This is a genomic window from Ensifer sp. R-19 (genome assembly GCF_049905105.1).
In the GTDB taxonomy this organism is placed as follows: Bacteria; Pseudomonadota; Alphaproteobacteria; order Rhizobiales; family Rhizobiaceae; genus Ensifer.
Genome location: NZ_CP184569.1, coordinates 3,625,106 through 3,640,122 on the forward strand (window position 1 = coordinate 3,625,106; position 15,017 = coordinate 3,640,122).

Here is a 15,017-nt window from a genome sequence, read left to right on the forward strand (position 1 = left end):
AACGACTATTGCAAATCACGAATCGATTAAATTCAGAACGGCTTCACCACGACCATGATCACGATGAGAATCATCAGCAGCGTCGGGGCCTCGTTCATCAGCCGCCAATAGCGCGCATCGTGCTTGTTTTCGTCACGCTGAAATTCGCGAACGCCACGGCTGAAGCGCATGTGGACTGCCGTCAAAAGCACCACGAACAGCAGCTTGGCGTGCAGCCACCCGCCGTGGAAGCCATAGACGCTCCAGGCGAGGTAGAGGCCGAGCACCCAGGAGATCATCATCGCCGGGTTCATGATCACCTTCAGCAGCCGCATCTCCATCATCTTGAAGGTTTCCGATTGCGCGGAGCCCGGCGCGGCGTCGGTGTGGTAGATGAAAAGGCGCGGCATGTAGAGCAGGGCTGCCATCCATGACATCACCGCGATGACATGCAACGCCTTGATCCAGAGATAGAAATCATCCGGCCGCCAGACGAAGAGACCGACGAGAAGCGCCACGAAAGCACCAAGCGCGATCGTTGCCCTGAGCCGCGCCCTGTTGCCGGGCGCTAAGTCGGTCTGCTTCTCGGCCATCATTGCGCTCCACGAACCCGCGCAACCAGCGCCGACACGTGATCCGGATCGGCCTGCGGCGTGATGCCATGGCCGAGATTGAAGATCAGCGGCCCATGGCCAAGCGCATCGAGAATACGATCGATGCCTTCCTCGAGCGCCATGCCGCCCGCCACGACCCGCATCGGATCGAGATTGCCCTGGACCGGCCCTTCCTTCTGCAAATCCTTCGCAAAGGAAAGCGGCACGGTCCAGTCAAGGCCGATGGCGTCGGCGCCCGTCGCCTGGCGATAAGTCTTCAACAACTGACCGGCGCCTTTTGCAAAGGCGATAATCTTTGCATTCGGCCGCTGCGCCCTGACCGAAGCGATCATGCGCTGCACCGGCTTGACCGCGTAACGGGCGAATTCCTCCTCGCCGAGAACGCCGGCCCAGGAATCGAAGATCTGCACGGCATCGGCGCCGGCATCGATCTGCCGCACGAGATAATCGGCCGAGACATCCGCCAGGAAGGACAGCAGATGATCGAAGGCTTCCGGGTTGCGGTAGGCGAAAAGGCGGGCAGGGGCCTGGTCCGGCGTCCCGTGTCCGGCGATCATATAGGTCGCAACCGTCCAGGGAGCGCCACAGAAACCGAGCAGGGTCGTTTCGACGGGAAGTTCAGCGCGCAACCGCGATACCGTCTCAAAGACAGGCTGGAGGTGCTCAGCGATGCCCTCGGGCTTCAGGCGCAAAATATCGTCGACATCGATCGGATCCATTCGTGGCCCGTGGCCTTCCTCGAAGCGCACATTGCGTTTCAGAGCATCGGGAATGACCAGGATATCGGAGAAGAGGATGGCAGCGTCGAAAGCGTATCGACGGATCGGCTGCAGCGTCACCTCGACTGCGAGATCGGGTGTGTAACAGAGATCGAGGAAGCTCCCGGCCGTAGCCCGTGTAGCCCTGTACTCCGGCAGGTAACGGCCTGCCTGGCGCATCAGCCAGATCGGAGGAGGAGACACCGTCTTCCCTGCCAAAACCTCCAGAACCTTTCTGCGCGTTTCGGTCACGGATCATCTCTCCCAATATAAAATCAAAGATATTTAGAAGGTTTCTATTTCTTAGAGTCGGTGGGTATCAAGGATTAAAACAAGCCACTGACTTGTCCACGGCTGTCGCTCGGGACAACGCGCGATGGGACAGTGTCTGGGTAATCTGGAAAAACAGTGCAGAGAGACGAATAAAGGCATTTGGATTCAGTCGGTTAGCGGAACCACGGATTTGGTCACGCTTGTGGACAAGCGGTTGATACGCGTGACACTTTGTCATCGTCGCGAGTCTTTTCCACATTTGCCCCGAAACGGTTTCCGCGACAGCGCCAATTGTGAATAAGTCGGCAGTTTTCCACTTGCCTGGGTCGGCGCCCCGTCGTTAGCTGTCTTTCATCCCGGCTTATCAACAGCACCAGGAGAATTGCGTGGAGAACAAGAAAAACTACTTCCACCTTCACCTGATTTCGGACTCGACGGGCGAGACTCTGATTGCTGCCGGACGCGCCGCCGCCGCTCAGTTTCAGAGCTCGCATGCGCTGGAGCATGTCTATCCGTTGATCCGCAACCGCAAACAGTTGCTGCAGGTCCTCGACGCCATCGATGGTGCGCCCGGCATCGTGCTCTATACGATTGTCGACCGCGAACTCGCCGATGTCATCGATCGGCGTTGCCGCGAGATGGGTGTCCCTTGCGTCTCGGTGCTCGATCCGATCATCGACCTCTTCCAGTCCTATCTGGGATCGCCGTCGCGCCGCCGTTCGGGCGCCCAGCACGTGATGGATGCGGAGTATTTCGCCCGCATCGACGCGCTCAATTTCACGATGGACCATGACGACGGTCAGTTGCCCGCCGATTTCGACGAGGCGGATGTCGTTCTGGTCGGCATCAGCCGGACGTCGAAGACGCCGACCAGCATCTATCTCGCCAACCGCGGCATCAAGACGGTCAACATCCCGATCGTTCCGGGCGTGCCGCTACCCGAAAGATTGATGGAGGCGACGAAGCCGCTCGTCGTCGGCCTGATCGCCACGGCCGACCGTATCTCGCAGGTGCGCCAGCACCGGGTGCTCGGAACGACGCAGGGCTTTCACGGCGATCAATATACGGACAAGGCCTCGATTACCGAGGAACTGAAATATGCCCGGTCGCTTTGCGCCCGCAACAATTGGCCGGTCATCGACGTCACCCGCCGTTCGATCGAGGAAACCGCGGCGGCAATCGTTGCCCTGCGTCCGCGTCTGCGCTAGACCCGAATCGAACAATACGGGAACCTGCATGATGAATCTTTCGCTCGTCCTGGCCTCGGCAAGCCCGTTTCGACGTGCGCTCCTGGAAAATGCCGGCCTCGTTTTCGAGGCGAAGGCAGCCAAGATCGATGAACGTGCGCTGGAAAAGCCACTCGAAGAAGCCGGTGTGGCACCCGAAACTGTAGCGCTCGCGCTGGCGGAGGCAAAGGCGCGCGACGTCGCCGGCCATTTCGGCGACGCGTTGGTGATCGGCTCCGACCAGACCATGTCTCTGGAAGCACGGGTCTATCATAAGCCGAAGGACATGGCGGAAGCGGCTCAGCATTTGCTGTCTCTGTCCGGAAAGACCCATCGCCTGAACAGCGCCATCGTGCTTTTGCGCGGTGAAGAGGTTGTCTGGCGGCACGTTTCTTCCGCCCACATGACGGTGCGGCCGCTGACGGCAGGTTTCGTCGATCGCCACTTGCAGCGTGTTGGCGAAAAGGCGCTTTCGAGCGTCGGCGCCTATCAGCTGGAGGGCGAGGGGATCCAGCTCTTCGAAAAGATCGAAGGCGACTACTTCACCATCCTCGGTCTTCCGATGCTGCCGCTGCTCGCCAAACTTCGTGAACTGGGAACGATCGATGCGTGATTCACGTGAAACATTTGTTAACCACGCCTTCGTCACCGGCTATCCGATCAAGCACTCCCGGTCGCCTCTGATCCATGGTTATTGGCTGAATGAGCTCGGTCTGCGCGGCAGCTATCGCGCGCATGAGGTCAGGCCGGAAGATTTTGCCGCCTTCATCGAAAGCCTCAAGGACGGAACGTCCGGTTTCTGCGGCGGCAATGTCACCATCCCGCACAAGGAGCTCACCTGTCGTCTGGCGGATCGGCCGGATGAGCTGAGCCAGGAACTCGGCGCGGCCAATACGTTATGGCTCAGAGATGGAGCGGTGCACGCCACCAACACTGATGGCCGCGGCTTCGTTGCCAATCTCGATGAGCGGGCGGCTGGCTGGGACAAGACGTCAACCGCAGTCATTCTCGGCGCAGGCGGCGCCAGCCGTGCGATCATTCAGGCCGTCCGTGATCGCGGCATCAAGACGATCCATGTCGTCAATCGGACGGTCGACCGGGCGAAGGAACTCGCCGATCGTTTCGGCCCGGCGGTCGAAGCGCATCCGATGGGCGCGCTCAAAGAGGTGATGGCGGGTGCCGGTCTGTTCATCAACACCACGTCACTAGGCATGGATGGCAGCGAAGCGCTCGTGCTCGATTTCGGCGTCATGGCTTCCAGCGCCGTCGTCACGGACATCGTCTATGTTCCCCTGAAGACGCCGATCCTCGCGCAGGCAGAGGCGCAAGGTTTTGCGATTGTCGACGGTTTGGGCATGCTCCTGCACCAGGCCGTCCCCGGCTTCGAGCTCTGGTTCGGCTGTCGGCCGACGGTCGATGCCACGCTTCGACAACGCATCATCGATGACATGGACCGGCGCTGATGATGATCCTTGGGCTCACAGGATCGATCGCCATGGGCAAGTCGACGACGGCCCAGATGTTCCGTGACTTCGGCGTTCCGGTGAACGATGCCGATGAGGTGGTGCACCAACTTTATCGCGGCGAGGCAGTTGCGCCGGTCGAGGCGGCTTTTCCCGGAACGACGAAAGACGGCGAGGTTGACCGGTCCGAACTGTCGCGCCAGCTCATGGAGGCGCCGGGACGGCTGTCCGAACTCGAGGCGATCGTACATCCGCTCGTGCGCAAGAAGGAACAGGAGTTCCTTGCAAAGTACGCGGCTACAGCTGCGCCCTTTGTCGTCCTGGACATCCCGCTGTTGTTTGAAACAGGAGCGGAAAAAAGGGTCGACCGCGTCATCGTGGTGACCTGCTCGGCCGAGCTCCAGCGCGATAGGGCGTTGAAGCGACCGGGAATGACAGAGGGAAAACTCGCGATGATCCTTGCGCGGCAGGTGCCGGACAGCGAAAAGCGTAAACGCGCCGACTACATCATCGATACCAGCGACAGTTTCGACGTCACCCGCGGCCAGGTGAAGGCGGTCGTCGACGAACTCGCAGCCAGAAACGGAGACGCGGATGCGTGAGATCATCTTCGATACGGAAACGACGGGGCTCGACAATCGCGAGGACCGGGTGATCGAAATCGGCGGTGTCGAACTCGAAAACCAGTTTCCGACCGGCCGCACGCTCCACATCTTCATCAATCCCGGCAGCCGCAAGGTTCATCCGGATGCGCTCGCCATCCACGGGATCACCGACGACTTCCTGAAGGACAAGCCGCCCTTCGCCGATGTCGTCGATGAGATCCTAGATTTCTTCGGTGATGCGCGTTGGGTCGCCCACAACGCCACCTTCGACATGGGCTTCGTCAACGCCGAGTTCGCGCGTCTGGGACTGCCGCCGATCGCCATCGATCGGGTGACGGACACATTGGCGCTTGCTCGCCGCAAGCATCCGATGGGGCCGAACTCGCTCGATGCGCTTTGCCGTCGTTACGGCATCGACAATTCGCACCGCGCGAAACACGGCGCTCTTCTCGACTCCGAACTGCTCGCCGAAGTCTATATTGAGATGATCGGTGGTCGTCAGGCAGCGCTCGGCCTTGTCTCGACGAAATCGGCGGGGCAGTCGATCGAGCTCGATGATGTGCCGATCGTCATCGGCCAGCGTCCGCGTCCGCTGCCGAGCCGGCTGTCGGAGGACGATCTTGCGGCTCACGCTGCGCTGATTGCCAAGATCGGCGCCAAGGCGATCTGGGCAAAATACGATCCCCAGGAATAACCAGGCATCAAAAAAGCCCGGCGCGAGCCGGGCTTCATTGTTTCAGCGTTCTGATTTTCGATCAGTTCGCGGTTTCGTTCGAGTTCGAAACCTGAGCACGGACCTTTTCTTCTGCCATGCGCTGCGCGAACATCTGCGCGAAGTCGATCGGGTCGATCATCAGCGGCGGGAAGCCACCATTGCGGGTCGCGTCGGCAACGATCTGGCGCGCGAACGGGAACAGCAGGCGCGGGCACTCGATGAAGAGCAGCGGCAGCATGTGCTCCTGCGGGAAGCCTGCAACGCGGAAGACGCCGCCATAGGCGAGCTCGACATTGAAGAGAACACGGTCGCCGTCCTTGGCTTCGGCGTTCAGTGACAGAACGACGTCGAAATCGTTCTCTGCGAGCGGATTGGCGTTGACATTGACGTTGATGTTGATCGACGGCGCCTTGTCACGAGCCTGCAGCGAACGCGGAGCGCCCGGGTTTTCGAAGGAAAGGTCCTTGATATACTGGGCGAGGATATTCAGCGACGGGCTCTGCTGCGCGCTGCCGTTGCCGTTGGATGCGGTATCAGTCGTCATAAGGGTTCCTCGACATCAATTCGGTGAGGCCATCTAGCATTTCGGCCTAGGGCTTACAACCCTGCGGACCCGGCGCTTTCAGGCGGATGCGCGTACCTTTGCTCCAAACCGCCAAGCCAGGATTATGCTCCGGAATGTGGGCGACAGAGTGCCGGATGCGCATTCCGCCAAACGCTCCTCGTCTAGGGGCGATCGCGGTCCCCACCTTGCGGCGGATCCTCGTCGTCCTTCCGCGAAAATTCGCCTTCGTCGAGGTCGATGACGCGCGTCGAGGGTCGTGGCTGCCGCGGGTCGTCTTGTGGGTACCAGTTCGTCCCGGATGCCGCCGTCACGATCGTCATCCTCTTGCGCAGATAGGCGGCCACGACGTCGCGGACAAAGGGCAGAAACAGGAGGAGACCGATCACGTCGCTGACGAAGCCCGGTACGACGAGCAGGATCGCCGCGACGAACAGCAAGGCGCCGCCGATCACCTCCCGGCCCGGGTCACTGCCTGTGCGGGTGGCATCCTGCATCCTGCGGATGACGGTAAATCCCTGGACTCGGAGCAGGATCACACCCACAAATGCGCTTGCAAGCACCAGAAGCAGCGTCATCAAAAGTCCGATCTCTCGGCCGACGACGACGAAACCGGCGATCTCGGCGAGCGGGAGCCCGAAGATGACAAGGGGAATAAGAAATGAGCGCATCAATCTGCCCGAAAATGAAACCTGGTGTTCCCTTAAATCGTCTCCGACTTAAGAGCAAAAACATGCAGCAACTCTAAAGCGCCACAGCGACCTTTGTGCGTCTTAAAAGACGTTCGGTGCTGTAAGGGTGCGACATCGCCATTTGAATGATCTATTCTTGCGGACTATATGGAATAGCCACGAGAAATTCTAACAGCGGTTCCGGGTGGAAATGGGCTCTTTTGACTTCATCACGTTTTTTTTCCTGATCGCCGCGGTGGTCATTTTCCTGCAACTGCGCAGCGTTTTGGGCCGCCGGACAGGAAGCGAACGGCCGCCATTCGATCCCTATTCGCCGCGAGACATGAGCCAGGGGCCGGAAAACGGCGACAAGGGCAAGGTCGTGCAATTGCCGCGACGCGAGAGCGCGGAAGAAGAAGCGGGTCGTTACGAATCGATCGATGCCTTCGCCAAGGCTGGCACAACACTGAACACCCAGCTTCGAGCGCTGAGCGACGCTGATCCGAGCTTCGATCCCAAGGAATTCGTCAACGGCGCCAAGATGGCCTACGAGATGATCGTCATGGCCTTTGCTGACGGTGACCGCAAGACGCTGAAGAACCTGTTGTCCCGCGAGGTCTATGAAGGCTTCGACGCGGCGATCACCGACCGGGAGCGCAAGGGCGAAGTCGTCAAGTCCACCTTCGTCGGCATCGACAAGGCCGACATCATTCACGCCGAAGTGAAGGACAGCGAAGAGAACATCACGGTCCGTATCGTCAGCCAGCTGATTTCGGCGACTTATGACAAACAGGGTGGCCTGATCGACGGCGATGCCGAATCGGTTGCCGAGGTCAATGATCTCTGGACCTTTGCGCGCGACATCCGTTCGCGGGATCCGAACTGGAAGCTGATCGCCACCGAATCCGAAAATTGAGCGGCCGTGGCGACGATGTCCTTTCGACTTGAACCCGTCAGTTTCGACGATCTTCCGGGCTGGCGGGACGACGACCCGACCAAGGTGATAGAGGCGATGCGCCGCTGTCAGAAGCACGTCTCGACCAAGCCCTATCGCACCGGATCGATGGGGATCTCGGCCGATGATCTTATGCCGGCCTTCTCGGCTTCGTCAGCCGACGTCGACACAGCTGACGGCGCACGGGCCTTCTTCGAGAAGCACTTCGCACCGTTCCGGATCAAACCGGAAGCGGGTTCCGGCTTTGTCACCGCCTTCTACGAACCGGAAATCGAGGTTCGCGCCGAAGCGGACGAGACCTATCGCTATCCGCTCTACCGACGCCCTGCGGATCTGGTCGATATCGACGACACCAACCGGCCCGATGGGATGGATCCCTATTTCGCCTTTGGTCTTTCCGAGGATGGCCGGATCAGCGAGTATCCGGACAGGCGGGCAATCGAGCAGGGCTACCTTGCCGGCCGCGGCCTGGAGATCGCCTATGCGAAGTCCAAGGTCGAAGTTTTCTTCGTTCATGTCCAGGGTGCGGCGCGGCTCCTATTCCCGAATGGTTCGCGTCGCCGCGTCACCTATGCCGCCAAGACCGGCCACTATTTCTCAGCCGTCGGCAAACTGCTGATCGAACGCGGCAAGATCGATGCCGCGACCGTCTCGATGATGAGCATTCGCGACTGGCTGGAGGCGCATCCGGACGACGTCGATGAGGTCCTCTGGCACAACCGGTCGTTTATCTTCTTCCGCGAGGCCGCTGTCGAGGACGAGCACCTGGGTCCGATCGCCGCTGCCAAGGTCTCGCTCGAGCCGGGACGTTCCTTGGCGGTGGACCGGCTGATCCATACCTTCGGCGTACCCTTCTATATCGCGAGCGAGAGCCTGACACGCCTCGATGACGGAAAGCCCTTCCAGCGCCTGATGCTGGCGCTCGACACGGGGTCGGCAATCGTCGGTCCAGCGCGCGGTGACATCTTCACCGGTTCCGGCTTCGAGGCGGGCGAACGGGCCGGGGCAGTTCGTAATCAGGCCGACTTCTATGTTTTCGTTCCCAAGGCGGCCGCGGCACGATACGGCCATGCCTAAGAAAAAAGAGCTTTCGTCCGAAGATCGCATTCTCTGGGGCAAGGTTGCCCGCTCGACGAGACCGATGCCGGGTCGGCTCGACGACCTGATGGACATGTTGGCCGTAGACGAAGAGCCGAAGGCGCAGGAAGAACCGAAAGCCAAGCAGCAGCAGAAATCGACCGGCGCCGTCGAACAGCCGGGTATCGCGCTGACGAAAAAGACGGGCGAGAAACTGCATCATCCGCTTGAGAAGCCGGTCAAGCGCAAGCTCGCCAAGGGGCGCCTGACACTCGAAGCCCGGATCGACCTGCATGGCATGATCCAGAGCGAAGCGCATGGTTTGCTGTTGCAGTTTCTCTTAAGGGCGCATGAGCGCGGGCTGCGCCATGTGCTCGTCATAACCGGCAAGGGCACCTCGTTCGGCAGCGACGGTGCTTTGAAGCGGGCGGTACCGCTCTGGTTCTCCTTGCCCGAGTTCCGGCCGCTGATCTCATCCTACGAGCAGGCCGCCCGCAACCATGGCGGCGAGGGTGCTCTATATGTCCGCCTGGCGCGTGTGAGGGGAAGCGCGATATGACACCCTTCGGCGAGGCGCTGCGCGAACTCAGGCGCAGGAAGGGCGTGTCGCAGAAACAGATGGCAGCGGCGATCAACGTTTCGGCCGCCTATCTCTCAGCCCTCGAACACGGAAAGCGCGGCGCGCCGAGCTTCGATTTTCTCCAGCGGGTGGCCGGCTATTTCAATGTGATCTGGGATGAGGCGGAGGAGTTGTTCCGTATCGCCAACGTCTCCGCACCGAAAGTCGTGCTGGACACGTCGGGCCTGACGCCGGAGCACACGGCATTTGCCAACCGCCTCAGCGAACAAATCCGCGCTTTGTCGCCTGAGACGATCCGCGCCCTGGAAGATGTTTTGGAAAAAGCCACATTTCCTGATAATGACAGGGGATGAATGCCTGTTTCCGGCCGCTGCCCGGCGGTCCGGGATTTGGAACCGTGGACAAATTTTCTATAGTCCACGAGGCGTCCGAGACGTGATTCGCAACGAATCACCCTGTCCGAACAACCTGGAAAGACCCGTAGCTGAATGACCGACAATCCTGAGACCGAAACCGGCGCCAGCGCCGAATATGGTGCCGATTCCATCAAGGTGCTGAAGGGCCTGGATGCCGTGCGCAAGCGGCCGGGCATGTATATCGGCGACACGGATGACGGCTCCGGTCTGCACCACATGGTGTATGAGGTCGTCGACAACGCGATCGACGAAGCGCTTGCCGGTCATGCGGATATCGTAACGGTGACGCTTAATTCTGATGGATCGGTAACGGTCACGGATAACGGTCGCGGCATCCCGACCGACATCCACAAGGAAGAAGGCGTGTCGGCGGCCGAGGTCATCATGACCCAGTTGCACGCCGGCGGAAAATTCGACCAGAACTCCTACAAGGTTTCGGGCGGTCTGCACGGCGTCGGCGTGTCCGTGGTCAACGCGCTTTCCGTTTCCCTGAAGCTGAAGATTCGCCGCGCAGGCAAAATTCACGAGATGAGCTTCACGCACGGCGTCGCCGATGGCTCTCTGGCCGTTACCGGCGACGCAGGCGACGCGACCGGAACCGAGGTGACGTTCCTGCCGAGCAGCAAAACCTTCACCAAGACCGAGTTCGATTACAACACGCTGGAACACCGCCTTCGCGAACTCGCCTTCCTCAATTCAGGCGTTCATATCATTCTGACCGACAAGCGCCATTCGGACATTCGCCAGGACGAGATGATGTATGAGGGCGGTCTCGAGGCCTATGTCGCCTATCTCGACCGGGCGAAGAAGCCGCTGGTGCACAAGCCCGTATCGATCCGCGGCGAAAAGGACGGCATCACCGTCGAAGTGGCGATGTGGTGGAACGACAGCTACCACGAAAACGTGCTCTGCTTTACCAACAACATCCCGCAGCGCGACGGCGGCACCCATATGGCGGGCTTCCGCGGCGCGCTGACGCGCCAGGTCACCTCCTACGCGGATTCCTCGGGCATCACCAAGAGGGAAAAGGTCACGCTCCAGGGCGAGGACTGCCGCGAAGGCCTGACGGCTGTTCTTTCGGTCAAGGTTCCAGATCCGAAGTTCTCATCGCAGACGAAGGACAAGCTGGTGTCTTCGGAAGTGCGCCCGGTTGTCGAAAGCCTCGTCAACGAAGCGCTCAGCACCTGGTTCGAAGAACATCCGAGCGAAGCCAAGATCCTCGTCGGCAAGGTGGTCGAAGCGGCTGCTGCCCGCGAAGCCGCCCGCAAGGCCCGCGAACTGACGCGCCGCAAGGGTGCGCTCGATATCTCGTCGCTGCCCGGAAAGCTTGCCGATTGCTCCGAGCGTGACCCGGCCAAGTCCGAAGTCTTCCTGGTGGAGGGTGACTCGGCAGGTGGCTCCGCCAAGCAGGGCCGCTCGCGCGAAAACCAGGCGATCCTGCCGCTGCGCGGCAAGATCCTCAATGTCGAGCGTGCGCGCTTCGACAAGATGCTGTCGAGCCAGGAAATCGGTACGCTGATCACCGCACTCGGCACCTCGATCGGCAAGGACGAGTTCAACGCCGACAAGCTGCGCTATCACAAGATCATCATCATGACGGACGCCGACGTCGACGGCGCCCATATCCGCACCCTGCTGCTCACCTTCTTCTTCCGCCAGATGCCGGAATTGATCGAGCGCGGCCATCTCTATATCGCCCAGCCGCCGCTCTACAAGGTCACGCGCGGCAAGTCGGCTCAATACCTCAAGAACGAGCAGGCACTGGAAGACTACCTGATCACGATGGGTCTGGAAGAAGCCACGCTGGAGCTGGAATCAGGCGAAGTGCGCGCCGGCCAGGATCTGCGCGAAGTCATCAATGATGCACTCCGCCTGCGCAATCTGATGAACGGGCTGCACTCGCGCTACAACCGCTCGATCGTCGAGCAGGCGGCGATCGCCGGCGCCCTGAACGTTGAGCTCAACGGCCAGCGCGACGCCTATGAAGCGGTCGCTGCGGAGGTTGCCCGTCGCCTCGACGTCATCGCCGAGGAAACCGAACGCGGCTGGAGCGGTGCGGTCACGGCAGAAGGCGGTCTTCGCCTCGAGCGCATGGTCCGCGGCGTCAAGGAAGTCGCGGTGCTCGATATGGCGCTGATCGGCTCGTCCGATGCCCGCTACATCGACCAGCTCACCGCGAAGCTCAAGGAAGTCTATGCTGCCCCGCCGGTTCTGCGGCGTCGCGACGGTACCCTGGAGATCAGCGGACCGCGTGCGCTTCTCGATGCGATCTTCGCGGCCGGTCGCAAGGGTCTCTCGATGCAGCGCTACAAGGGCCTCGGTGAAATGAATGCCGAGCAGCTCTGGGAAACGACGCTCGATCCGAACGTCCGCTCGCTGCTGCAGGTCCGCGTCACCGACGCCACCGATGCCGACGGCCTGTTTTCGCGCCTGATGGGCGACGAGGTCGAGCCGCGCCGCGACTTCATCCAGGAAAACGCACTGAGCGTCGCCAACCTCGACATCTGATCTTCTCGGATATCGTGACCACTTGGAATCCCGGTGCCTTGCGGCGCCGGGATTTTTCGTTATTCGCCCTTGAACTGGCCTTCGAAGGCGAACTCGCTGACCGGCTTGCGCTGGCTCGGGATTTCGCGTGCGCGCAGGTCGTCCGGTAGCGTCGAGGGGTCAGCCAGCCGTCCGATCGCCACGGCGGCCTCGACCCGGTGATGCTCGGGAACGTTCAGAACGCGCATCGCCTTGTCGCGGTCGATGCCGGCCATGCCATGGGTATGCCAGCCGCCAAGGGAAGCCTGCAGAGCGAGGCTGTACCAGGCCGAGCCCGTGTCGAAGGCGTGGGTATAGGCCGGCCGCATCTCGCCGTTCTGTGCCTGGTTGTGGGTTCTTGAAATAACGATCAGAAGCGCGGCAGCGTTCTTCGCCCAGCGCTGGTTGCCTTCATCGAGCGTGTCGAGCAGCACCGGAAAGTGCTCCGTTCCGCGACGGGCATAGACGAAGCGCCAGGGCTGTCGGTTGCTCGCAGACGGCGCCCATCGGGCCGCTTCGAAGAAGGAAAGCAGTTCGCGTTCCTCGATCTCCTCGTTGGTGAAGGCGCGGGGCGACCAGCGCTCCAGGAACATGGCATCGATGGGATAATCGGCTTTTCTGTTGTTGGTCGCCGTCATGGACATGCCTCTTCTATGTGTTCTCTATATCCTCGGCCGATCTTCGGTGCCTGATCTGTCACCTGCGCCTATGGCTCGATTCGTTTCGGACGCTACATGAGGACGGGTGTGGATGAAACCGGGTTGGACGCACGGGAACGCGAGCGCGGTCGGTACGCGAGGCGCGCCAGGAAAGTGCAGAAACGGTCGCGTGGGTCATTGCCGTTTCCAAGAAAAAAGTTGTATAAGTTCTGTAGACTTTGAGAGAGGACGGATCATGTCGTTTAAAGACCCATCATTGTTTCGCCAGGCAGCGCTCGTCGGCGGCGAGTGGATCGAGGCGGACGCGGCGAACGCGATCGAGGTGAACAACCCGGCGACCGGTGAGATCATCGGCCGGGTGCCGAAGCTCGGCGCCAAGGAAACCAGGGCGGCGATCGAGGCGGCGCGCGTGGCCCAGAAGGGCTGGGCGGCGCGCACGGCCAAGGACCGCGCCGGCGTTTTGCGCAAGTGGTTCGAGCTGATGATCGAGAATAAGGAAGATCTCGGCCGCATCCTGACGCTGGAGCAGGGCAAGCCGCTTGCCGAAGCAACGGGCGAAATCGTCTATGGCGCAAGTTTCGTCGAGTGGTTCGCCGAAGAGGCGCGCCGCCTCTATGGCGACCTGATCCCCGGTCATCAGCCCGACAAGCGCATCCTGGTGATGAAGCAGCCGATCGGCGTCGTCGCGGCAATCACGCCCTGGAACTTCCCCAATGCGATGATCACCCGCAAGGCCGGCCCGGCTTTCGCTGCAGGTTGCGCGATGGTGTTGAAGCCGGCGGCACAGACGCCGTTCTCGGCAATCGCGATCGCCATTCTCGCCGAACGCGCCGGCTTGCCGAAGGGCCTGTTCAGCGTCATCACCGGCTCGGCCCGCGAGATCGGTGCCGAGATGACCTCCAACCCCGTCGTGCGCAAGCTGACCTTCACCGGCTCGACCGAAGTCGGTGCCGAGCTCTATCGCCAGAGCGCCGCCACCATCAAAAAGCTCGGCCTCGAGCTTGGCGGCAATGCTCCCTTCATCGTCTTCGACGATGCCGATCTCGATGCGGCGGTTGAGGGCGCGCTGATCGCCAAGTTCCGCAACAACGGCCAGACCTGCGTCTGTGCTAACCGCATCTATGTGCAGGACAAGGTCTACGACGCCTTTTCCGACAAGCTCGCCAAGGCGGTCGCCAAGCTGAAGATCGGCAACGGCCTCGACGAGGGCGTGATCCTCGGGCCGCTGATCGACAAGGCGGCGCTGGAGAAGGTCGAGGAGCATATTGCCGACGCCACCTCCAAGGGCGCGCGCGTGATCCAGGGCGGTAAGCGTCACACGCTCGGCGGCACCTTCTATGAGGCGACGGTTCTGGCCGATGTCACCCAGGCGATGGCGGTGGCGCGCGAAGAGACCTTTGGCCCGGTGGCGCCGCTCTTCCGCTTCGCCGATGAGGCGGATGTGGTCGAACAGGCAAACGACACTGAGTTCGGCCTTGCCTCCTACTTCTATGCCAAGGACCTGGCGCGGGTTTTCCGGGTGGCCGAAGCGCTGGAATACGGCATGGTCGGCGTCAACACCGGCCTGATCTCGACAGCGGAAGCGCCGTTCGGGGGCGTGAAACTCTCCGGTCTCGGCCGCGAGGGCTCGCGCTACGGCATCGAAGAGTTCACCGAGATCAAATACGTCTGCCTCGGCGGCGTGGCCTGAAACAGGCGAAAATCCGACTTGCAACAAACCGGCCAACGTTTTGGCCGGTTTTCTTTTGCCAGCAAGGCGTTAGTCTTCGCAGTCGAATCCATCGATGGCGTGAGATTGCCCCTCACCCTAGCCTCTCCCCGCAAGCGGGGCGAGGGGACTTGAGTCGGTGCGGCATCGTCCGTCCTCCTTTTTCCAGGACGAAGGTGCCGGCAGGCGGATGAGGGGCGAAGCTCGATCCCACGCTAAGTTTAAGGAGA

Annotated in this window: 16 protein-coding genes; 11 read left to right on the plus strand and 5 right to left on the minus strand. The window is 61.1% G+C overall.

Annotation, left to right across the window (positions count from 1 at the left end):
* Positions 1-32: 32 nt before the first annotated feature.
* The gene (gene hemJ / locus ACN9MO_RS17450) at positions 33-575 is read right to left on the minus strand and encodes a protoporphyrinogen oxidase HemJ (RefSeq protein ID WP_057252019.1); all 543 of its coding nucleotides are present in this window, start codon (positions 573-575) and stop codon (positions 33-35) included.
* Positions 572-1,603 (minus strand): uroporphyrinogen decarboxylase, encoded by a 1,032-nt coding sequence (hemE, locus tag ACN9MO_RS17455; protein WP_113133122.1) that lies wholly within the window; start codon positions 1,601-1,603, stop codon positions 572-574. The genes hemJ and hemE overlap by 4 nt, the downstream gene beginning before the upstream one ends.
* Positions 1,604-2,010: 407 nt before the next feature.
* Here hemE and ACN9MO_RS17460 point away from each other — a divergent pair, with 407 nt between their 5' ends.
* Genes ACN9MO_RS17460 through dnaQ form a run of 5 tightly spaced genes read left to right on the plus strand, consistent with a single transcriptional unit; the run spans position 2,011 to position 5,612 of the window.
* Positions 2,011-2,832, plus strand: a complete 822-nt coding sequence (locus tag ACN9MO_RS17460; RefSeq protein ID WP_057252021.1) for a pyruvate, water dikinase regulatory protein — start codon at positions 2,011-2,013, stop codon at positions 2,830-2,832.
* Between the two features lie 31 nt (positions 2,833-2,863).
* Positions 2,864-3,463 (plus strand): Maf-like protein, encoded by a 600-nt coding sequence (locus ACN9MO_RS17465; RefSeq protein WP_057252123.1) that lies wholly within the window; start codon positions 2,864-2,866, stop codon positions 3,461-3,463.
* A complete protein-coding gene (locus ACN9MO_RS17470; protein ID WP_112995089.1) occupies positions 3,456-4,313 on the plus strand; it encodes a shikimate dehydrogenase in 858 nt (285 codons plus the stop codon). The genes ACN9MO_RS17465 and ACN9MO_RS17470 overlap by 8 nt, the downstream gene beginning before the upstream one ends.
* On the plus strand, positions 4,313-4,915 hold the full coding sequence (gene coaE / locus ACN9MO_RS17475; protein ID WP_112995088.1) for a dephospho-CoA kinase: 603 nt from the start codon (positions 4,313-4,315) through the stop codon (positions 4,913-4,915). The genes ACN9MO_RS17470 and coaE overlap by 1 nt, the downstream gene beginning before the upstream one ends.
* Positions 4,908-5,612 (plus strand): DNA polymerase III subunit epsilon, encoded by a 705-nt coding sequence (gene dnaQ, locus ACN9MO_RS17480; protein ID WP_112995087.1) that lies wholly within the window; start codon positions 4,908-4,910, stop codon positions 5,610-5,612. The genes coaE and dnaQ overlap by 8 nt, the downstream gene beginning before the upstream one ends.
* 61 nt (positions 5,613-5,673) lie before the next feature.
* Here dnaQ and secB read toward each other — a convergent pair whose 3' ends face one another.
* A complete protein-coding gene (gene secB / locus ACN9MO_RS17485) occupies positions 5,674-6,177 on the minus strand; it encodes a protein-export chaperone SecB (protein WP_057252025.1) in 504 nt (167 codons plus the stop codon).
* Between the two features lie 182 nt (positions 6,178-6,359).
* Positions 6,360-6,866: an FxsA family protein gene (locus tag ACN9MO_RS17490; RefSeq protein ID WP_112995086.1), complete on the minus strand. Its 507-nt coding sequence runs from the start codon at positions 6,864-6,866 to the stop codon at positions 6,360-6,362.
* A 211-nt stretch (positions 6,867-7,077) separates the two neighbouring features.
* On the opposite strand from ACN9MO_RS17490, the gene ACN9MO_RS17495 reads away from it, so the two are divergent.
* From ACN9MO_RS17495 to gyrB, 5 genes are all read left to right on the plus strand, one after another.
* On the plus strand, positions 7,078-7,782 hold the full coding sequence (locus ACN9MO_RS17495; RefSeq protein ID WP_057252027.1) for a Tim44/TimA family putative adaptor protein: 705 nt from the start codon (positions 7,078-7,080) through the stop codon (positions 7,780-7,782).
* 15 nt (positions 7,783-7,797) lie between these two features.
* Positions 7,798-8,898 carry a murein transglycosylase A gene (mltA, locus tag ACN9MO_RS17500; protein WP_112995085.1) on the plus strand — a complete coding sequence of 367 codons (1,101 nt, stop codon included), beginning with the start codon at positions 7,798-7,800 and terminating at the stop codon, positions 8,896-8,898.
* On the plus strand, positions 8,891-9,457 hold the full coding sequence (locus ACN9MO_RS17505; RefSeq protein ID WP_112995084.1) for a Smr/MutS family protein: 567 nt from the start codon (positions 8,891-8,893) through the stop codon (positions 9,455-9,457). The genes mltA and ACN9MO_RS17505 overlap by 8 nt, the downstream gene beginning before the upstream one ends.
* On the plus strand, positions 9,454-9,831 hold the full coding sequence (locus ACN9MO_RS17510) for a helix-turn-helix domain-containing protein (protein ID WP_058321614.1): 378 nt from the start codon (positions 9,454-9,456) through the stop codon (positions 9,829-9,831). The genes ACN9MO_RS17505 and ACN9MO_RS17510 overlap by 4 nt, the downstream gene beginning before the upstream one ends.
* A 135-nt stretch (positions 9,832-9,966) precedes the next feature.
* Positions 9,967-12,402 (plus strand): DNA topoisomerase (ATP-hydrolyzing) subunit B, encoded by a 2,436-nt coding sequence (gene gyrB, locus ACN9MO_RS17515; protein WP_112995083.1) that lies wholly within the window; start codon positions 9,967-9,969, stop codon positions 12,400-12,402.
* Between the two features lie 59 nt (positions 12,403-12,461).
* On the opposite strand, the gene ACN9MO_RS17520 is transcribed toward gyrB, so the two are convergent.
* Complete coding sequence (locus ACN9MO_RS17520) at positions 12,462-13,058, minus strand: nitroreductase family protein (protein ID WP_112995104.1); 597 nt, start codon at positions 13,056-13,058, stop codon at positions 12,462-12,464.
* 256 nt (positions 13,059-13,314) lie between these two features.
* On the opposite strand from ACN9MO_RS17520, the gene gabD reads away from it, so the two are divergent.
* Positions 13,315-14,769, plus strand: coding sequence for an NADP-dependent succinate-semialdehyde dehydrogenase (gene gabD, locus ACN9MO_RS17525; RefSeq protein WP_110879972.1), 1,455 nt, complete (start codon positions 13,315-13,317; stop codon positions 14,767-14,769).
* Positions 14,770-15,017: the final 248 nt, after the last annotated feature.